The organism is Pseudomonas putida W15Oct28 (genome assembly GCF_000708715.2).
Classification (GTDB): Bacteria; Pseudomonadota; Gammaproteobacteria; order Pseudomonadales; family Pseudomonadaceae; genus Aquipseudomonas; species Aquipseudomonas putida_R.
Genome location: NZ_JENB01000032.1, coordinates 35,946 through 58,023 on the forward strand (window position 1 = coordinate 35,946; position 22,078 = coordinate 58,023).

3 protein-coding genes and 1 pseudogene are annotated in these 22,078 nt (G+C 64.0%); 2 read left to right on the plus strand and 2 right to left on the minus strand.

Annotation, left to right across the window (positions count from 1 at the left end):
* Positions 1 to 2 precede the first annotated feature (2 nt).
* A pseudogene (locus tag AK81_RS20290) lies at positions 3 to 7,560 on the plus strand (amino acid adenylation domain-containing protein).
* A gap of 10 nt (positions 7,561 to 7,570) precedes the next feature.
* Entirely contained in the window at positions 7,571 to 17,665 is a 10,095-nt protein-coding gene (locus tag AK81_RS30495) for a non-ribosomal peptide synthetase (RefSeq protein WP_081042119.1), read from the plus strand.
* Positions 17,666 to 17,779: 114 nt separating this feature from the next.
* Here the strand turns inward: AK81_RS30495 and AK81_RS20300 are convergent, their stop codons facing one another.
* Together AK81_RS20300 and AK81_RS20305 are read right to left on the minus strand one after the other, a co-directional pair.
* Positions 17,780 to 20,185: a TonB-dependent siderophore receptor gene (locus AK81_RS20300; protein ID WP_043201852.1), complete on the minus strand. Its 2,406-nt coding sequence runs from the start codon at positions 20,183 to 20,185 to the stop codon at positions 17,780 to 17,782.
* A 214-nt stretch (positions 20,186 to 20,399) separates the two neighbouring features.
* Positions 20,400 to 22,061, minus strand: coding sequence for a cyclic peptide export ABC transporter (locus AK81_RS20305; RefSeq protein ID WP_043201854.1), 1,662 nt, complete (start codon positions 22,059 to 22,061; stop codon positions 20,400 to 20,402).
* Between the last annotated feature and the right edge of the window lie 17 nt (positions 22,062 to 22,078).

Below are 22,078 nucleotides of genomic sequence, written 5' to 3' on the forward strand. Positions count from 1 at the left end.
CCATGGATATGACCACCGCGCAACGAATCGCCAAGCGCTTCGTCACCTTGCCCGTCGACCAGCGCCGGCAGATCCTCGACAAGCTCGCCGCCAGCGGCCAGAGCTTCCGCTTGCTGCCGATCGTACCGGCCTCGGAAGGCATGGAACGCATCCCGCTGTCGTACGCCCAGCAGCGTCTGCTGTTCCTGTGGCAACTGGCGCCGCAGAGCGCGGCGTACAACGTGCCCCGTGCGGTACGCCTGCGCGGGGCGTTGAATGAGGCTGCGGTTCGCGCATCGTTCAGCGCAATGCTCGCGCGCCATGAGGTGCTGCGTACCCATTTCGCTGGCGATGAAGGCGTGTTCCATCAAGTGATCGAAGCTGAGCCCGTATTGCCGTTCACGGTCGTCGAGGTCGACGCAACTGAGCTGGACTGCCGTATTCGCGCTGAATTCGACGAGCCTTTCGACCTGCTCACTGGCCCCCTGCTGCGCATTCGCCTGTGGCGCCTGGCCGAGGACGACCACGTTCTGACCCTGTGCATGCACCACATCATCTCTGACGGCTGGTCGGCCGAGGTCATGGTGCGTGAGTTCGCCGAGGGCTATGCCGCTGCGCTCGACGCGCGTCCGGCCAACTTGCCAGCCTTGCCGATCCAGTACGCCGACTACGCGCTCTGGCAACGTGCCTGGCTGGAAGCGGGCGAGGGCGAGCGGCAACTGGCCTACTGGAAAGCCCAACTCGGCGATGAGCAGCCTTTGCTGGCCTTGCCGGCCGATCATCCGCGTCCGGCCCAGCCAAGCCATCGCGGCGGCCAAGTGCATCTGGCGGTTGATCCGCAACTGGCCAGCGGGCTCAAGCAACTGGCCCGCCACGGCGGCTATACCCTGTTCATGCTGGTGCTGGCGGCGGCCGGGATCACGCTGTCGCGCTTCAGCGGCCAGGACGACATCCGCATCGGCACGCCCAACGCCGGGCGCAACCGCAAGGAAGTCGAAGGGTTGGTGGGCTTCTTCATCAACACCCAGGTGATCCGCTTGGGGATCGACGAGCGCCAGTCGTTCAGGCAACTGCTCGAGCAGGTCAAGCAGACGGTGGCCGGTGCCCAGTCCCATCAGGACTTGCCCTTCGAGCAACTGGTCGAAGCGCTTGCCCCAGAGCGGTCGCTGGCGGTCAATCCGTTGTTCCAGTTCAAGCTCAACCAGAACGTCGGCGCCGATGCCACGGCCGAAGGGCCGGCCCAACGCCTGCATGGCCTGGAAGTGTCTGGCCATGGTGCGCTCGCGGACGAAGCGCGCTTCGATCTGGCGTTGGACTTCACGGAAACCGAAAGCGGGATCGAGGGTTACTTCACCTATGCCCGTGACCTGTTCGAAGCCCCCACCATCGAGCGTCTGAACCAGGCCTTTGGCGAGGTGCTGAGGGCCATGGTGCGCGCGCCTGAGCAGGCATTGCTGGCGCAGCCCGTGACACCTGCATCGGCTGCACCTGAATCGCCGATGGCCTTCCCCTGCGCAGACATGCTTGCGCTGTGGCGCCAGGGCCTGGCGGCGGGCGGTGTGGGCCCGGCGTTGCAGCAAGGCGAGCAGGTACTCGGCTACGCGCAATTGGACACCGAGTCCAACCGCCTGGCGCATTACCTGGGCGAGCTGGGTGTGCTGCCGGGCAACGTGGTCGGTCTGTGCCTGGAGCGCTCCATCGAGTGGGCGGTAACCTGGCTGGCGATCCTCAAGTGCGGTGCCGCCTGCCTGCCGCTGGACCCGGCCCAGCCGGCCCAGCGCCTGCGCCAGCTGGCCCGGGACAGCCGTGCGGTGCGGGTGATTGGCGATGCGTCGCTGGACAATGCCCTGGCCTATGACAGCGCCACCTGGGCCCATTGCGCGGCCGATGCACCGAGTGTGCAACTGCACCCGGCGCAACCCGCCTACGTGATCTACACCTCCGGTTCCACTGGCCAGCCCAAGGGCGTGGTGATCAGCCATGGCGCGCTGGCCGACTATGTCCAGGGCGTGCAGGTGCACCTGCAAGGTGCGCCGGGCGTGAGCATGGCGCTGGTGTCCACCCCGGCGGCGGACCTGGGCCACACCCAGTTGTTCGGCGCGCTGGCCAGCGGCGCGTTGCTGCACCTGGTGCCCCAGGCCCATGCCTTCGACCCGGACCGCTTCGCTGACTACATGAGCGAGTACCGCATCGATGTGCTCAAGCTGGTGCCGAGCCATCTGCAAGGCCTGCTTCAGGCTGCCAATCCGGCCGACGTATTGCCGGCGCGCCTGCTGGTGCTGGGTGGCGAGCGTTGCGACTGGGCGCTGGCCGAGCGTATCCGCAGCCTCAAGCCGGCCTGTCGACTGCTCAACCACTACGGCCCGACCGAGACCACTGTTGGCGTACTGGCTCATCCGCTGACTGAGGTCCTGCCCGGCTACGACAGTGTGCCGCTGGGCGCGCCGTTGCCCAACGCGCAGGTGCGGATTCTCGACGCCTGGCTGCAACCGGTTGCCGAGGGGGTGGCCGGTGAGCTGTACCTCGGCGGCCCGGGCGTTGCCCAAGGTTATCTGGGCCATGCGGCGTTGACCGCCGAGCGCTTCGTGCCGGCAGCCGACGGCGCACGCTGCTACCGCAGTGGCGACCGTGCCCGGCTGGATCGCGAGCGCATCGTGTTTCTGGGGCGCAACGACGACCAGGTGAAGATCCGCGGCTACCGCGTCGAGCTGGGTGAGTTGGCCCAGGCACTGCGCGCGCTGGAGGGCGTGGAGGACGCTGTGGTCCAGGCGCTGCCGATGGACAATGACCCGGGCCGCCTGCAACTGCTGGCCTGGTGCGTGGCGCCGGGCCGCACCGCCCAGGCGCTCAAGGATGACCTGCTGAAACGGCTCCCTGAAGCCCTGGTACCGGCGCAGATCGTGCTGCTTGAACGCCTGCCGGTTACCGGCAACGGCAAACTGGACAAACGCGCCTTGCCGATGCCAGGTGCCCAGCAGGCTGACTTCGTGGCGCCGTCCGGCGAGGCCGAGGAAACCCTGGCGCGTATCTGGGGCGAGGTGCTCAAGGTCGAACGGGTCGGTGCCGAAGACAACTTCTTCGAGCTTGGCGGCGACTCCATCCTGAGCCTGCAGATCATCGCCCGGGCCAAGCGCCAGGGTTGGAAGATCACCCCCAAGCAACTGTTCGAAGCCCAGACCGTGGTGCGCCTGGCCCAGCTGGCCAAGCCCATCGCGGCCAAGCCTGCGGCGCAAGCCCCGGTGGTGAGTGTGCGTCAGGGCCAGGTGCCCCTGGTGCCGGCGCAGGCGCGCTTCTTCGACACCGAGGTGGTGGCCCGCCATCACTGGAACCAGTCGATCCTGCTCACGCCGTACCAGGTGCTGGACGACGCGGCGCTGGTCCGCGCCCTGGACGCGGTGGTTGAGCAACACGATGCCTTGAACCTGGCGTTCAGCGAACAGGCGGGACAATGGCGCGCTGAGTTCAGCCGCGCTGCGCCCGCCAATCGCCTGTGGCGCCGCAAGGTCGGCAGTTTCGACGAACTGCCTGCCTTGGCCGACGAGGCCCAGCGCAGCCTGGACCTGAGCCGTGGTGAATTGCTGCGGGCGGTGCTGTTCGAAGACCAGGCCAGCGCCCAACGGCTGCTGCTGATCGTCCACCACCTGGTGGTTGATGGCGTGTCCTGGCGGGTACTGCTGGAAGATTTGCAGGCCGCGTACCAGCAACAGCCGCTGGCACCGCGGACCACCGCAATCAAGGAATGGGCCGAGCGCCTGCAAGGCTATGCGGCCGCTCCGGCATTGCTGGCCCAGCGTGAGCATTGGGAACAGGCGCTGGACGATGGCTTGTCGGCGTTGTTGGCCAAGGGCGATGTCGTGACCGTCGGCGAACCTCTGGTCACGCGCCTGAGCAGCCAACAGACCCAACGCCTGCTCAAGGCAGCGCCTGCGGCCTATCGCACCCAGGTCAACGACCTGCTGCTGGCCGCCCTGGCCGAAGCCGTGCGCCGCTTCAGCGGTGAAAGTGCAGTGTCGGTGATGCTCGAAGGCCATGGTCGCGAGGACCTGTTCGACGGGCTCGACCTCACCCGCACCCTGGGCTGGTTCACCAGCCTGTTCCCTGTGCGCCTGAGCGCCGGCGAAACCCTCGACGCCACCCTGAAGGCCGTCAAGGAGCAACTGCGGGCAACGCCTGAGCGGGGCGTGGGCTACGGCGTGCTGCGCTATCTGGCTGATCCGGCCATCCAGGCGGCACTGCGCACCCGGCCGCAGCCGCGGCTGGTGTTCAACTACCTGGGCCAGTTCGACGGCAGCTTCGATCGCCAGCAGGGCAGCCTGTTCGCCCCGGCCGCAGAGGCCAGCGGTGCCGCGCGCTGCCCGGCCAGCCCGGCCGCGCCGGTGGTGAGCATCGATGGCCAGGTCTACAACGGCGAACTGAGCCTGAGCTGGAGCTTCAGCCCGGCGCTGTTCGATGCTCGCGCGGTGCAGGCCCTGGCGGCGCATTACCAGCAGGCGCTGGAGGCGATCATCGAGCATTGCGCCAGCGGCGTTGGCAGCGCGATCACGCCGTCGGACGTCCCGTTGGCGGGCCTGTCCCAGGCACAACTGGACCGGCTGACCGTGCCGGCGGCGGCCATCGAGGATGTCTACCCGCTGTCGCCGATGCAGCATGGCATGTTGTTCCATACGCTACTGGGCCAGGACGGCGAGGCCTACTTGAACCAGATGCGCGTGGACGTGTCGGGCCTGGACGTGGAGCGCTTGCGCGCGGCCTGGCAGGCCACCGTCGATGCCCACGATGTGCTGCGCTCAAGCTTCGTGTCCACCGAACCGCACCCGGTGCAGGTGATTCGCCGTGAGCTGAAAGTCCCGCTGTTCGAGCTCGACTGGCGTGCCCAGCCGGACCAGGCCGGCACACTTGACCAATGGGCCCGTGAAGATCGCCGAGCCGGCTTCGACATGGCCTGCGGGCCGCTGATGCGTTTGACCCTGATCCGCATCACCGATGACACCTGGCACATGGTCTACACCAGCCACCACTTGCTGATGGATGGCTGGAGCAGCACCCGCCTGCAGGCCGAAGTGCTGCAGCGCTACGCCGGTCTTGCCGTGGGCGCGCCGACGGCCCGTTACCGCGACTACATCCAGTGGCTCGGTCAGCAGGATGTCGCTGCCGACGAGGCGTTCTGGAAAGCGCAGATGGCGCCATTGGCCGAGCCGACCCGGCTTGGCGCAGCGAGCGCTGGCAAGCAGGCGAGCACCCATGGCGAGCACCATCAGGTGTTCGACGCCGAGGTTACGGCGCGGCTCGAGGGTTTTGCACGGCAAGAGCGCGTAACCCTCAACACCCTGGTGCAGTCCGCCTGGTTGCTGCTGCTCCAGGCCTTCACTGGTGAAGACTGCGTGGCCTTTGGTGCCACCGTTGCTGGCCGGCCGATGGGTTTGCCAGGCATCGAAGAGCAACTGGGCCTGTTCATCAACACATTACCGGTGGTCGCCGCGCCGTCGCCGCAGACCCGTGTCGGGGAATGGTTGCGTGCCGTGCAGGACCAGAACCTGGCCCTGCGCGAGCACGAGCACAGCCCGCTGGCCGATATCCAGCGCTGGGCCGGCCATGCCGGCGAGGCGCTGTTCGATTCGCTGCTGGTGTTCGAGAACTATCCGCTGGCTGAAGCGCTTGCCCAGGGTGCACCGGGTGGCCTGCGCTTCGGTGCGCTGGAAAACCAGGAACAGACCAACTACCCGCTGACGCTGGTGGTAGGCGTCGGGCAGGTCATGGGTATTCGCTATGCGTTTGATGAGCAGTATTTCGACAGTGCCCGGGTACAACTGTTATCGGCCTGCCTGGAGCGTGTGCTGCAGGGCATGGTCGAGCAGGCGCAACGGCCGCTCGGTGAGCTGGCCCTGGTGTCCGAAGCCGAGCGGCAACGGCTGTTGATGCAGTGGAACGACACCGCTGCCCAGTTCCCGGCCGAGCAGTGCATCCAGTCGTTGATCGAGGCTCAGGTTGTTCGCAAGCCGGACGGCGCGGCCCTGGTCTTTGGCGAACAGTCGTTGACCTATGCTGCCTTGAACGCTCGCGCCAACCAGCTGGCTCATCAACTGCGGGCCTTGGGCGTCGGCCCGGACGTGGTAGTCGGCATCGCCGCCGAGCGCAGCGTGGAAATGGTCGTGGGCTTGTTGGGCATTTTGAAAGCTGGCGGCGCCTACGTGCCGCTGGACCCGGAATACCCGCGTGACCGCCTGGCCTACATGATCGAAGACTCGGGCATCTCGCTGCTGCTGACCCAAAGCCATCTGCGCGAGCAGTTGCCGGTACCGGGCAGCGTCGAATGCCTGCTGCTCGAATCGGCCGGCCAAGGCTACCCGCAAGACAATCCGGTCAACCTGCGTGCTGCAGAAGACCCCGTTCAGCTTCGACGTGTCGGTGTGGGAGTTCTTCTGGCCGCTGCTGACCGGTGCGCGCCTGGCTGTCGCTCAGCCGGGCGCCCACCGCGACCCGCAGCTGCTGGTGCAGACCATCCAGCAGTTCAAGGTCAGCACGCTGCACTTCGTGCCGTCGATGCTCCAGGCCTTCATGGCCAGCGCCGAGGCGGACACCTGCAGCGGCCTGCGCCGGATCGTGTGCAGTGGTGAGGCCTTGCCCCATGAGCTGGCGCAGAGCGTGCTGGCGCGCCTGCCACAGGCCGGGCTGTACAACCTGTACGGCCCGACCGAAGCGGCCATCGACGTCACCCACTGGACCTGCACGGCAAGCGACCGCAGCGTGCCGATCGGCCTGCCGATCGACAACCTCAAGACGCACATCCTCGGCCAGGGCCTGAACCCGGTGCCGGTGGGGGTGAACAGCGAGCTGTACCTGGGCGGCGTCGGCCTGGCCCGGGGTTATCAGGGGCGCCCGGCGCTGACCGCCGAACGCTTCGTACCGGACCCGTTCGGCCATGGCGAACGCCTGTACCGCACCGGCGACCTGGCCCGCTACCGCGCCGATGGCGCCATCAAGTACGCCGGCCGCCTGGACCATCAGGTGAAGATTCGCGGGCTGCGCATCGAGCTGGGCGAGATCGATGCGCGCACCCAGGAATACCCGGGTGTGCGCGAGTCGGTGGTGATCGACGTGGACGGCCCGCTGGGCAAGCAACTGATTGGTTACGTGGTGCCGGTCACGCCTGGCGACGACCTGCGTGAAGGCCTGAAGGCGCACCTGAAAGCCGGCCTGCCGGACTACATGGTGCCGGCGCAGTGACTGCCCAAGCCAGAGGCTGGGCAGCATGTCTACGTAGCGCCTGAAACCGAGCTGGAGCAGCAACTGGCCGCGATCTGGGCCGAGGTGCTCAAGGTCGAGCGGGTGGGCCTGAACGATGACTTCTTCGAGCTGGGCGGGCATTCCCTGCTGGTGATGCAGGTCATTGTCCGGGTTCGCAGCCAGCTCGGTCAGGAAATCGCCATGGGCGAGCTGTTCGAATGCTCGCGTTTCGGTGATTTCGCCGACCGCCTGGCGGTGACTGCAGGGCAGGGTGATGACCTTCAGGATGAGCTGACTAAATCTCTGGAGGCCTTGAAACGTCTATCGAAGGAGGAAATCGACGAACTGACTTCATAGGGGATATTAAGTGCAAGCGCTGCTCGACTCGGTCCGGACTCTCTCTCCAAAAGAACGCCAGGCCTTGGCGGCCTTGCTCAAGCGCAAGGGCATAAACCTGTACGGGGTGACGCCCGTGCTGCCCCGCAAGCCTGACGAAACCACGACGCTGTCGTATGCACAGCAGCGGTTGTGGTTTCTGTGGCAACTGGAGCCGCAGAGTACAGCCTATAATCTCTCGACCGTGTTGCGGTTGACTGGGCAGCTGGACCTGAGCGCATTGGAGCAAGCCTTCCGCACCGTGATCGGGCGGCATGAAATTCTACGGACCCGCTTCGTGGAGACCGCGGCAGGTGTCGAGCAGCAGGTTTCAGCCCAGGTCGATTTCAGGTTGGCCACGGAGTTGATTCAAGCGTCTTCACTTCAGGCCATGATTGGCAGCAAGCTGGGCCATCGCTTCGATCTGGCCAAGGGCGATTTGCTCCAGGCCAATGTGCTTCGCCTGGCCGAGGATGATCATGTGCTGGTGCTGGTACAGCACCATATCGTGTCCGATGGCTGGTCGATGGCGATCATGGTCGAGGAGCTGGTCCAGGCCTATGAGGCCTTCAGCCAAGGGGCTATACCGGCGTTGCCGAACATGGCAATTCAGTACGCCGATTATGCGATCTGGCAGCGTAACTGGATGGAGGCCGGCGAGCAGGAGCGGCAACTGGCCTACTGGCAGCAGACCCTGGGGGGTGAACAGCCAGTACTGGAACTGCCGCTGGATAGACCTCGGCCTGCAGTCCAGAACTTTGCCGGGGCACGCCAGGTGCTTGAGCTCGACAGCGAGGTAACCGGGCAGCTTCGAATGCTGGCTCGAGGGAGCGGTGTGACGATGTTCATGCTGCTGCTGGCCTCGTTCCAGGCGTTGTTGCACCGCTACAGCGGCCAGTCCGATATCCGCGTTGGGGTGCCCACCGCCAACCGCAGCCGTGTCGAAACCGAGCGATTGATCGGTTTTTTTGTCAACACCCAAGTTCTAAAGTCCACATTCACGGGGGAGTCGAGTGTTGCCGGCTTGCTCGCTGAGGTGAAAAAGTCCGTGCTCGAAGCCCAGGCTCATCAGGACCTGCCATTCGAGCAATTGGTCGAAGCGCTTCAGCCGGAGCGCAGCATGAGCCACACGCCACTGTTCCAGGTGATGTTCAACCATCAGGCGGCCATGCTGGGGCAAGGTCGGGAACTGCCGGGGCTTCGTGTGGATAACGTCGAGTCCGAGGGGCAGGCTGCTCAGTTCGACCTCAGTCTGGATACCTTCGAGCAGGGCGATCGTCTGACCGCTTGCCTAAGTTATGCCACTGCCTTGTTCGATGCCGTCACGGCAGAGCGGTTTCTGAGGCATTGGCGCAATCTGTTGACCGCCATGGCGCAGGCGCCCCGTGCCAGAGTCGCCGAGTTGCCGATCATGGGCGAGGAGGAGCAGGGCCAGATTCTCCGCCGTCTGGATCAACGTGATCGCATCGCACTGGAACATGAGCCTGTGCAGGCTCGCATCGAACGCCAGGCTGCACGACAGCCCGATGCAGTTGCGCTGATCTGCGAGGGTGCGCAGCTGACTTATGCCGAACTCAACCGCCAGGCCAATCGCCTGGCGCATCGGCTTCGAGCCGTGGGTGTGGGCCCCGATGTGCTGGTGGGGCTGGCGGCCGAGCGCAGCCTGGCGATGGTGGTAGGGTTGCTCGGCGTGCTGAAGGCCGGGGGTGCTTACGTACCACTCGATCCAGACTATCCGGCAGACCGGCTGGGTTACATGATTGAGGATTCGGGTATCCGGCTAATGCTTGCCCAGGCTCACCTCGAACATCGTCTGGTCTTACCCGAGGGATTGAAATGCCTGTACCTGGAAGATGCCGGGGCAGGGCAGCCGGAGGATGATCCGGAGGATGTTGGTTGTGGCACCAGTCTGGCTTACGTGATGTACACCTCGGGATCCACCGGGCGGCCCAAAGGGGTTGCGATCGATCGACAATCCCTGGCGACACATGCCCAGGTTTTTGCAGGGTTCGCCGGCCTGGTCGAAAGCGATCGGGTACTGCAGTTCTCCACGCTGAACTTCGACGGTTTTGTCGAGCAACTGTATCCCGCACTCACGGTCGGTGCGTCGGTGGTCATTCGCGGCCCGAGCATCTGGGACAGTGAAACCTTCTACCGCCAGCTCATCGAGCTGGACATCAGCTTCGTCGACCTGACTACGGCCTACTGGTTCATGCTGGTCAACGATTTTGCTGCTGTGGGCCCCCGCCCGTACGGTAGGCTGCGCCAGCTGCACATCGGTGGCGAGGCCATGCCGCCCGAGGGGGCCGATGCCTGGCGGCGCGCGGGCCTAGGTCATGTGCGGTTGCTCAATACCTATGGGCCGACCGAAGCGACGGTCACCGCCACACAATTCAATTGCCAACCGCTGGTCGAAGGCGCTGTGGTGCCTGCAACCATGGTGCCTATTGGCGAAACCCTTGCCGGCAGGACCATTTATATCCTCGACGACGAAGGCCAGATGACCCTTCCCGGCGCTCGTGGTGAATTGATGATCGGCGGCGATCTGCTTGCGCGGGGCTACTTCCAGCGAGCCGCCCTGACTGCCGAACGGTTCATCCCTGACCCCTTCGCAGGCGATGGTGGCCGGTTGTACCGCACAGGCGATCTGGCACGCCATGGGCGCGCAGGCGAGTTGACCTATGCCGGGCGCATCGACCATCAGGTGAAGGTCCGGGGCTTCCGTATCGAGCTGGGTGAGATCGAAGCCCAGATCCAGGCCCTGAAAGGGGTTCGTGAGGTTTTGGTGCTGGCAGTGGATGGGCCTCTGGGCAAGCAACTGGTGGCTTACGTCGTACCGGCCGTACCCGGAGAGGACCCTCGTGCTGCCTTGCGCAGCGCACTCAAGGAGAGCCTGCCGGATTACATGGTGCCCAGTTTCTGGATGCTGATGGACGCGATGCCGATGAGCCCCAATGGCAAGCTCGATCGCAAGGCGCTGCCTGCGCCGGATACTGGCAGTGCACACCGTGAGCACGTCGCGCCGGTCAGCGAGCTGGAGTGTCAGTTGGCGGCTATCTGGGCACAGGTGCTCAGGGTCGAGGCCGTGGGCCTGAACGATGATTTCTTCGAACTGGGGGGCCATTCGCTGCTGGCAGTCCAGGTGATATCCCGGGTACGGCGGGAGCTCGACATCGAGGTGCCGCTGAAAGCCTTGTTCGAAGCCAGTGATCTGGCTGGGTTTGTTGCCCGGGTGAGCTTGGCTGAATCGGATGCTCTACCCGCACTGGTCAAGGTCGAACGGACCGGGCCGTTGGCGCTGTCCTATGCTCAGCAACGCCAGTGGTTCCTCTGGCAGCTCGAACCCTCAAGCCCTGCCTATAACATCCCTTCGGCTTTACGACTGAAGGGTGCACTTGATTTGGATGCCTTGGGCATGGCGCTTTCGAGGCTGGTTGAGCGGCATGAGTCGCTACGCACCACCTTCCGTCAGGACGGTGAGCAGGCTGTACAGGTGATTCACCCGCCTGTGCCGTGGGATCTTGTAATCGATACCGGGACTGAAGCAGATGTGCGCCAGTGGGTCGAAGCCGAAGCAGCTCTGCCGTTCGACCTGGAGCAGGGTCCGCTGCTGCGCGTTCGTTTGCTGCACCTGGCAGAGGACGATCATGTACTGGTGTTGACGCTGCACCATATCGTCTCCGACGGCCAGTCGATGCCGGTGCTGGTAGAAGAACTGGTCAAACTCTACCAAGGGGTCGAGCTGCCCGCACTTGCAATCCAGTACGCAGACTTTGCCGTTTGGCAGCGGCAATGGATGGACGCCGGTGAGCAGCAGCGGCAACTTGCGTACTGGCAGCAGCAGCTGGCTGGCGAACAGCCTGTCCTGGAACTGCCGTTGGACTACCCTCGCCCAGCGGTGCAGGACACTCAAGGTGCCGGAGTACCCATCGACCTGGGCGGTGATTTGAGTCAGCGGCTCAAGGTGTTGGCCCAGCAGCAGGGCGTGACAATCTTCCAGCTGTTGCTGGCCTCGTTCCAGGCGTTGCTGCAGCGCTATTCGGGGCAGCGCGACATCCGTGTAGGTGTGCCGATTGCGAACCGTACCCGGATCGAAACCGAGAGCCTGATCGGTTTCTTCATCAACACCTTGGTTTTCAAGGCGCAGTTCGTTGGCGAGTTGACCGTCGCTGGCCTGCTGCAGCAAACCAAGCGCACCGCCCTTGAGGCCCAGGCGCATCAGGACCTGCCTTTTGAACAGCTGGTCGAAGCGCTGCAGCCGGAGCGCAGCCTGAGTCATTCACCGTTGTTCCAGGTCATGTTCAACCACCAGACGGAAGTGCGTGGTGATGTTCGTGAACTGCCAGACCTGCGGCTGGAACCTGTTGAATGGGACGGTGTGAACGCCAAATTCGACCTCACGCTGAGCACCTTTGATGGAGAACAAGGTATTCATGCCGGGTTCACTTACGCCACGGCGCTGTTCGATGAGGCGACCATTGCGCGCATGGCCAGGCACTGGCGCAACCTGCTGGTGGCGATGGTCGCCGATGCCGGGCAGCGCGTAGCCCAACTGGCAATGCTTGATACCCGGGAGCAGCAGGACCTGGCCGCGAGCTGGCAGCGCGAAGGCGAAACGTTCCCCCGCGAGCGTTGCGTGCACCAACTGATCGCCACCCGGGCAGCGGCCACGCCAAACGCGACGGCGCTGGTGTTCGCCGATCAGGTACTGACTTACGCTGAACTTGACCGCCGCGCCAACCAACTGGCCCATCGCTTGGAAGTTTCGGGCGTGGGCCCCGATGTACTGGTGGGCATTGCTGCCGAACGCAGCGTCGAGATGGTCGTGGGCCTGTTGGGCATTCTCAAGGCCGGTGGTGCCTACGTGCCGCTGGACCCGGAGTATCCCCGCGACCGCCTGGCCTACATGATCGAAGACTCGCGCATTTCCCTGCTTCTGACTCAGGCCCACCTGCGCGAGCAGTTGCCGGTGCCGAAACAGGTCGAATGCTTGCTGCTGGAGTCAGCTGGAGAAGGCTACCCGGTCGAGGTGCCTACCAACCGGGTGATGCCGTCTAGCCTCGCCTACGTGATCTACACCTCCGGCTCCACGGGCCGCCCTAAAGGCGCTGCCGTGCGCCACGACAGCTTCGTCAACCTGCTGCAGTGGTTTGCTGCGACCTGCCAGATGTCCGAAGCCGACAAGGTGATGCTGGTCAGCTCGTACAGCTTTGACTTGACCCAAAAGAACCTCTACGCCGTGCTGTGCATGGGCGGCGAACTGCACCTGCCAGCCCCGGGCTACGACCCGCAAACCTTCCGCACCCTGATCGGCGAGCAGGGCATTACCGTGCTCAATTGCGCGCCGAGCGCCTTCCTGCCACTGCTGGAACCGCTGGATGGCCGCCTGGATTCTCTGCGCCACGTGCTGCTGGGCGGCGAGCCGGTCAAGAGCCAGGAGATGGCAGCCTGGCTGCGTCATCCGGGTAACCGGGCGAAGCTGCACAACAGCTACGGCCCCACCGAATGCACTGACGTGGTGATCGAGCACGTGCTTAAGGCCGAGCAGGTGCTGGCGAGCCCGAGCATGGCCACCGGTCTGCCGATCCCGGGTGCCAGCATCCAGTTGCTGGACGGCGAGGGCCAATGGGTCGCACCGGGGGCGCTGGGCGAGATCCACATCGCTGGCGGCTGCGTCGGTCAGGGCTACTGGCATCAGCCGGCGCTGACCGCGGAACGCTTCGTGCCGGATGAATTCGCCGACGGTGGCCGTTGCTACCGCACCGGCGACCTGGCGCGCTACACCGCTTCGGGCGTACTGGAGTACGCCGGGCGCCGTGACCATCAGGTGAAGATCCGTGGGCTGCGCATCGAACTGGGCGAGATCGAGGCCCAGGTCAAGGCGTGCGCCGGGGTCAAGGAAACCGTGGTGCTGGCGGTGGACGATGTGCTGGTGGCCTACGTGGTGCCGCAGCAGGTGGGCGCCGATCTGCGTGCCGAACTGAAGCAAGCGCTCAAGGGGCGCCTCCCGGATTACATGATTCCGACTTGCTGGATGCTGCTCGAGGCCATGCCCCTCAACCCCAACGGCAAGCTGGACCGCAAGGCGTTGCCGGTGCCGGAGGCTGAGGTGCGGGGTTATGTGGCGCCGGTGACCGAATTGGAGCGGCAATTGGCGGCGATCTGGTCGCAGGTGCTGAAGGTCGAGCAGGTTGGCCTGGAAGACGACTTCTTTGCCTTGGGTGGACACTCACTGCTGGCCACCCAAGTGGTTGCCCGGGTGCGTCAGAACCTGGGGTTGCAGGTGCCGTTGCGGGCGCTTTTCGAGGCCAGTGATCTGGCAGGTTTCACCCACAAAGTGGCTGAAGGTCATACGGACACTGCGCCAGCGTTGCTGCCGGTGACGCGTGAGGGTGAGCTGGTGTTGTCCTATGCTCAGCAACGTCAGTGGTTCCTGTGGCAGCTGGAGCCGCAGACGGCGGCATACAACATTCCTGCAGCACTGCGCTTGAGAGGCGCGTTGGACCTGCCTGCCCTGCAGGCCAGTTTCGATAAACTGGTGGCGCGCCACGAGCCTTTGCGCACAACGTTCCGTCAGAACGCAGCGCAGACGCTACAGCGCATCCGTGCCGAGGCTCCGGTTGAAATCCTTGTTGAGCAAGGGCCTGTAGCTGAGGTGCGGTCATGGATCGAGCACGAAGCAAGTCGCGCTTTCGACCTGGAGCAGGGGCCGCTGCTGCGTGTGCGGCTGCTGCAACTGGCCGAGGACGATCATGTGCTGGTGGTGACGCTGCACCACATTGTTGCCGACGGCCAGTCTATGCCTGTGCTGGTGGATGAACTGGTGCAGCTCTACCAGGGGGCCGAACTCCCGCCGCTTGCCATCCACCGTCCACGGCCAAGTGTGCAGGACACTCGCGGTGCGGCCTGGCCAGTTGCGCTGGATGCTGGCCTGAGCCGTTCGCTCAAAGCGCTGGCCCGCGAGCAGGGCGTGACCCTGGCGCAGCTGCTGCTGGCCTCCACCGTCAGCGGCCTGCTGACCCAGGTCAAGCGTACCGCCATCGAGGCTCAGGCCCATCAGGACTTGCCGTTCGAGCAATTGGTCGAGGCGCTTTCTCCGGCGCGCAACCTCGGGATTTCACCGCTGTTCCAGGCATTATTCAACCATCAGACCGAAGTGCGTGGTGATGTCCGCGAATTGCCGGGCCTGCGTGTGGAAGGCGTGGAGTGGGGCGTCGAGCCGGCCAAGTTCGACCTGAGTCTGAACACGTTCGATGGCGAGCAGGGTATTCATGCCGGCTTCAGCTACGCCACGGCGCTGTTCGATGAGGCAACCATCGCCCGCATGGCTCGTCACTGGCGCAATCTGCTGGTAGCGATGGTGGCCGATGCCGGGCAGCGAGTGATCGAACTGCCGATGCTGGAGCCAGTTGAGCAGAAGCTGTTGCTCGAGCAGTGGAACGATACCGCAGTCCCGTTCCCGGCCGAGCAGTGCATCCAGTCGTTGATCGAGGCTCAGGTTGCTCGCACCCCAGATGGCGCGGCCCTGGTCTTTGGCGAACAGTCGTTGACCTATGCTGCCTTGAACGCCCGCGCCAACCAGCTGGCTCATCAACTGCGCGCCCTGGGCGTCGGCCCGGACGTGGTCGTCGGCATTGCTGCCGAGCGCAGCGTGGAAATGGTCGTGGGCCTGCTGGGCATCCTCAAGGCCGGCGGCGCCTATGTGCCGCTGGACCCGGAATACCCGCGTGACCGCCTGGCCTACATGATCGAAGACTCGGGCATCTCGCTGCTGCTGACCCAAGGCCATCTGCGCGAGCAGTTGCCGGTACCGGGCAGCGTCGAATGCCTGCTGCTCGAATCGGCCGGCCAAGGCTACCCGCAAGACAATCCGGTCAACCTGACCGTGCCTTCGAACCTGGCCTACGTGATCTACACCTCCGGCTCCACCGGCCGCCCGAAAGGCGCCGGCAACAGCCACCGCGCCCTGGTCAACCGCCTGCACTGGATGCAGAAGGCCTACGGCCTGGACGCCAGCGATACGGTGCTGCAGAAGACCCCGTTCAGCTTCGACGTGTCGGTGTGGGAATTCTTCTGGCCGCTGCTGACTGGTGCACGGCTGGCCGTCGCGCAACCGGGCGCCCACCGCGATCCGCAGCTGCTGGTGCAGACCATCCAGCAGTTCAAGGTCACCACGCTGCACTTCGTGCCGTCGATGCTCCAGGCCTTCATGGCCAGCGCCGAGGCGGACACCTGCAGCGGCTTGCGCCGTATCGTGTGCAGTGGCGAGGCCTTGCCCCATGAGCTGGCGCAGAGCGTGCTGGCGCGCCTGCCACAGGCCGGCCTGTACAACCTGTACGGCCCGACCGAGGCGGCGATCGACGTCACCCACTGGACCTGCACGGCAAGTGACCGCAGCGTGCCGATCGGCCTGCCGATCGACAACCTCAAGACGCACATCCTCGGCCAGGGCCTGAACCCGGTGCCGGTGGGTGTGAACAGCGAGCTGTACTTGGGCGGCGTCGGCCTGGCCCGGGGTTATCAGGGGCGCCCGGCGCTGACCGCCGAACGCTTCGTACCGGACCCGTTCGGCCATGGCGAACGCCTGTACCGCACCGGCGACCTGGCCCGCTACCGCGCCGATGGCGCCATCGAGTACGCCGGCCGCCTGGACCATCAGGTGAAGATTCGTGGCCTGCGGATCGAGCTGGGCGAGATCGACGCGCGCACCCAGGAATACCCGGGTGTCCGCGAGTCGGTGGTGATCGACGTGGACGGCCCGTTGGGCAAGCAACTGATCGGTTACGTGGTGCCGGTCACGCCTGGCGACGACCTGCGTGAAGGCCTGAAGGCGCACCTGAAAGCCGGCCTGCCGGACTACATGGTGCCGGCGCAGTGGGTGCTGCTGGAAGCGATGCCACTGAGCCCGAACGGCAAGCTGGAGCGCAAGGCGCTGCCCAAGCCGGAAGCGACCGAAAGCCAGAGTTACCGGGCTCCACGCACTGTGATGGAAGGCGAGCTGGTGCAGTTGTGGGAGCAAGCCCTGGGGCTTGACCGAGTGGGTATCGATGACGACTTCTTCGCCTTGGGCGGCCACTCGATCCTGATGCTAGGCCTGTTGGAGCAGATCCGCGCCAAGGTCGAGCCGGGCTTGTCGGTTCATGAGTTCATGACCCACCCGACCATCAACCAGCAAGCGCACTTGTTGCGTGAACGCCGGCCGGGGCTGGCCTCGGCCCGTGTGCCCATGGGCGGTGCTGGCGTAGGCTTGCCCAAGCTGTTCTGCCTGCCTCCGGCGGGAGGCGTGGTGTTCGCCTACTACCCGTTGGCTCACAGGCTGTCCGGTCGTTACGAAGTCATTGGCTTGCTGCACCGCTCTATCGTGGAGGCCGGGTTCCGCTATGCGTCCTGGGATCAGATGGTCGATGGGTTCATGGACGAGATTCTGGCCGAGCAACCGCAGGGCCCTTATCACTTGATGGGATGGTCATCCGGTGGGTTGATCGCCATGGCAATCACCAACCGGCTCGAGGCACGTGGCGAGCGAGTCCAGTGGCTGGGCCTGGTGGACAGTGCGTTGCCGACCGGGTTTGCCGATCTCTACCAGCAAAGCGATAGCAGCCAGGCTGCGGCCCCGGCCGACAGCGAGTTCGCCGAATTGGCCGCTGTGATCAAAGGCTTCTTCCCGACACTTGATGACGAGGAGTTGCTGGCACGCTGGGAGGCGGCTCAAGCGGCTGGGCCTGGTGTCGACCGTGTCGATCATGTGCTTGAGCAGTTGGCCAGCTCCCAAGGTGTACCGTCCGAGCGCTTCAAGCAATTGTATGACGTGCAGAAGCGCGCTGCGGAGATGGCCATTGGTTTCGATGTCTTCCGTCAAGTGCTGGAGCTTCAGGAAAATGCCCGGATCTTGCCGCTTTGCGCACAGCCTTGCTGCTGGTGGTCTTCGCTGACATTTGTGCCAGGGCCTGGGCTGCAGCAGCGTTTCGATGCACTGTTGACCCAGGCTGGCAGCATGAGCACACAGATGCTTGCGGTCAGCCATGAGTGGATTGCTCGTAGCCCTGAGTTCCTGGATGACCTGGAGGCTGAGCTTACTTCGCGTTGAGGGTGGGCAAGTGAAGAGGCCGGTTCGCCGGCCTTTTTCACTCCGGCTGGGAAGAGATAAAAAAAAGCCCGGAGAAACGTGAATTTCGTCCGGGCCTGGAGAGTGCGGGGAGGATCAGAAGCTTCCGCGCAAGGTCACAGTGTAGTTGCGCGGCGTACCGTAGAGGCGTCCACCTTGGTCTTCGTAGTAGTAACGATCGAAGATGTTGTTGGCATTGAGCTGGACATTCCAGTGGTCGTCAAGCTGGTAGCGGGCGAAAGTATTCCATACCGCGTAACCACTCTGTGCGTAGCTGTAAGCGCCGCTGAGATAGTAGGTGTCGCTTTGAGCCGTCATGCCACCGCCGATGGTCAAGCGCTCCAAGGGGCCTGCAAACTGGTAGCTGGTGTAGGCGCGGAAGAGATGCCTGGGCGTCGAATCGCTGAAGTTACCGCCGGCGTTACTGACGTCTTTGACATAGACCTGGCGATTGTAGGTGTAGCCAACATTGGCCTGCCAGCGATCGAGGATCTCGCCGCTTACTTGCATTTCGATACCTTTGCTCTCGACTTCGCCACCCTCTGTGTAGCAGATGGTCAGCGCGCCTGTACACAGGTTGGAGTCGAGCCTCTGACCTCGATCCTTCTGGCGGGTGTAGAAGACTGCAAGCGAGGTGTTGAGGCGACCCTCGAACATCTCGCCCTTGATCCCCGCTTCGTAGTTGTAGCCGGTAGTGGGTTTAAGCGCACCACCGGTTGCACTCTTGTAGTTGTACTGCGGGTTGAAGATGTCGGTATAGCTGGTGTAGAGGGTCCAGTCAGGCGTCAGGTCATACAACAGCGCCGCGTATGGGGTGACCTGGCCATGTTCTTGTGCAGTGGTCTTCGTGGTGCCGAAAATATTGTCGTAGCTGTATTCGCTTACACGGCCGCCCAAGATCAGATGCAGTGGTTCGGCCAGCTGCAGGTTAATGTTACCGTAGACCCCCTTGTTGATCGTCTCGTTGTTGGCGGGTGACATGTTGATGCTGGTAGGTTTGGGTACGTTGACGTTGAGGTCGTTCAGATTGATCGGAAAGGCGGTACCATACCCTTGGGCGGAGTTCTCACTCGACTTAAGGTAGTTGGCACCGATGACCAACCGGTGTTCCAGGCCGAAGGATTCGAAGTTTCCAGTCAGGTTCGCATCCACGCCGGTGGCGCGAATGTTGTTCCAACTGTAATAGGGGGTCAGGCGTGCCCCGGTCATTGTTGAGGGATCTACCGAACCCAAAACCCATACGGTTTCGGTGTCGTTCTTGATCTGGAGATGATTGACACCGACCTTGCCGTGCCAGTTTTCGTTGAAGTCGTGGTTCATATCCACGAAGTATTCATAGGTTTCGTCCAATTGGCGGGCCCAGTCGGGTGCCAGGGTCGTGGAGCGCGACAGGTGCAGGTTCGTACCGTTGTTCGACCCTGGCAAGTTTCCTGCCCAGATTCGCGGTTGCCAGGCACGCTGATAGCGCATGCCTGCGGCAATCCTTGTGTCATCGGTCAGGGCAAAGTCCAATACCCCGTAGAAGAACGGCATTTCCGAGTGGGTACCGTCGTAGAAGTAGTCCTTGCTCTGGTATGAGAGCACGGTACGGCCGCGCAGGCGCTTGTCATCGCTCAGCGGACCACTGACATCAAGTTCGGTGTGGTAGTCATCCCAGGATCCAGCTTGTGCTGCCATGTTCAGGCGGAAGTCGTCAGTGGGGCGTTTACGCACAAGGTTGACGGTGCCGCTAGGGTCGCCTGCACCGATCAGCATACCTGCTGCGCCTCGCAGCACTTCAACGTGGTCGTACATGGCCATGTCAGATTGCTTACCGAAGCCGCCCTTGGCCCAGTAACCCATTGGGATACCGTCGTACTGGTAGTTGCGAATTTCAAAGCCGCGCGACAGGAAAACATGGTTGCCAGCGTTGGTGACCGACTTGCTGATCCCCGGTGTTTCCATCATCGCTTCGTCAACGGTCTTGACGTTCTGATCCTGCATCTGCTGACGCGTGATCACGGACACGGACTGAGGAATGTCCTTGAGCCGGGTATTACCCTTAAGCATCGAGGCGGTGCCGGTGGTGTAGGAGCCAGTGCCTTCGGTGGTGCCGCCCAGGCCCGAGCTGGTTACCGTCGTCGCACCGAGCTCCATTGCACTGTACTCGGCCGGCGGTGAAAGTGTCAGCACGTTGCCCTGCAGGCTGTAGCGCACTTTGGCGCCTCGTAGCAGCTGGGCGATCGCCTGCTCTGCACTCAGGCTACCCTTTACCTGAGTGCTTTTTTGGCCCTCCACCACGCCCGGGCTGTACAGCACTTCGACATTCGCCTGCCTTCCGAATTCGCGCAACGCCGAAGCCAGTGGCTGGGCGGGAATGTCGAAAGCGATGTCCTGCGCCTGGACCGTCACGGCGGGCAGCATCATGGCAAGGCCCGCAGCGGCCAGCAGGCGAGGTTTGCGCACCGAGTGACGTATCAGCAAGGCCCGGGCGAGGGGGGTCAATCCGTGGAGGGATGGCATGGATGCTCTCTTTGATCGTGTTGTGTCGACATTAAATTAATTATCGCGCGGGCACCCCCAATGATGCCCCGCAGTCATTGAACGAAACGAGAAAGATTTTCTTTAAGGTTTTGTGAAGGGGTTCACGAAAGGGGCAGGGCGGGGAAAAGGGCTGCTGTGCAGCCCTTGCGCGACCACGGTCCACTCCTGCGCGTCAGGGAGCGACCTGGCTTGTTCAGGCGGGTTGTTCGGCCTCGACCCGCTCGGTGGCGACGCGGCCGCGGTCCATGCGAATCAACTGGTCGGCGACGTGGAAGTAACGGTCGTCGTGGGAGATGACGATGATGGTGCGACCCTGGCGTTTCATTTCCGGCAGTAGCTCGGTGTAGAACACTCGGCGGAAGGACGGGTCCTGGTCGGCGGCCCATTCGTCGAACACCAGCACCGGGCGTTCGTCGAGCCAGGCGTTTACCAGCGCCAGGCGCTTGCGCTGGCCGGTGGACAGGGCGGTGGTGCTGTAGCTGCCGTCGACCAGGCTGACCTTGTGGGCGATGTCGAGGCGCTCCAGGTAGCGGGCCACCAGTTCGGGCTTGTCGGCGGCCACGGGGCTCAGGTCATCGAACAGGTGGTGGTCGGCGAAGATGGTGGTGAACAACTGTCGGTAGTCGTCGCGGCCTTCATCAGAGACGGGCTGGCCGTTGAGCTGGATCTGCCCTGAATGAGGCGGGTACAGCCCCAGCAGCACCTTGATCAGCGAGGTCTTGCCACAGCCGTTCTCGCCGACGATGAACAGGATCTCGCCTTGGTTCACCGTGAGGTCCACCGGCCCCAGGCGGAACGGATCACTGCCGGGAATCACCGGGTAGTCGTAGCGCACCTGGCGCAACTCCAGTCGCTCGAATGGCGCGGCTTGGGTGCTCATCTCACCGGGCTGGCCTTGCACCTCCGGTGTTGAAAAGCGTTGGGACAGCTCGGCCACCCGGCCCAGGGCGATGCGCGCACGGCCGATCATCGGCAGGTTGAGCACAAGCTGCTCCAGCGGGCCTTTCATGTACAGCATCACCAGCACAAAACCGCCCAGCACCGTGCGCTCGGCCGCCGGCCACATCACCTGGAAGGCGATGGCCAGGCCGATGACGGCGAAGAACAGCATCGAGCCGAACGTTTCCGCACTGATGAAGATGGCGCCGGCACGGATGTTGGCCTGGGCGATGCGCTGGGTGACGCCGTCGATCTGCTCATCACGCAGGCGCCAGCGGCGTTGGCGCTGGATGCGCAGCTCTTTGGCACCGTCGGTGATTGCCTGGTAATAGCCTTGCAGCTCGTCCTCGCCTTCACGTCCTTCGGCCATGCGCCGGTTGCCAAAGCGCTGGGCGACATATTGGGCACCCACGCCGATGGCCACGGTGAGAAGGGTGAGCGCCAGGATCTGCCACGACAACAGTGCCAGGTAGGCGAGGCACGCCAGGGTTACGGTGAACGAGATCACCATCGGCGCCACCGAAAGGGCGAAGCTGCTGATGGTGGTCACGTCGTTGAGCAAGATCGGGATCAGGCGGTGGCTGCGAAAGCGCTCCAGTTGCTCGATGGGCGCACCGAGCACCTTGCCCGCCAGCTCGCGGCGCAAGTTGCGCACCACGTATTGGCCGACGTGGTTGGTCAGTAGCCGGGAGCCGGTGGAGCAGGCCAGGGTCAGCAGGCACAGCCCGGCGAACTGCAGGGCCACCCAGGCGGTGGGGCCGCCTGCCTGGTTCATGGCGCGGTTGACGGTGGCCAGCAGCGCGGTCACTCCCAGGCCGCTGACGATCCCCATGGCGACGGAGGCCACGACGGCCAGCCGGAACGGTTCGAGGATGCGCCAGGTCTCGCGGGCCAGGCTGTTTGCGGAAACGGTCATGTGGAGGTCTCGGTGAG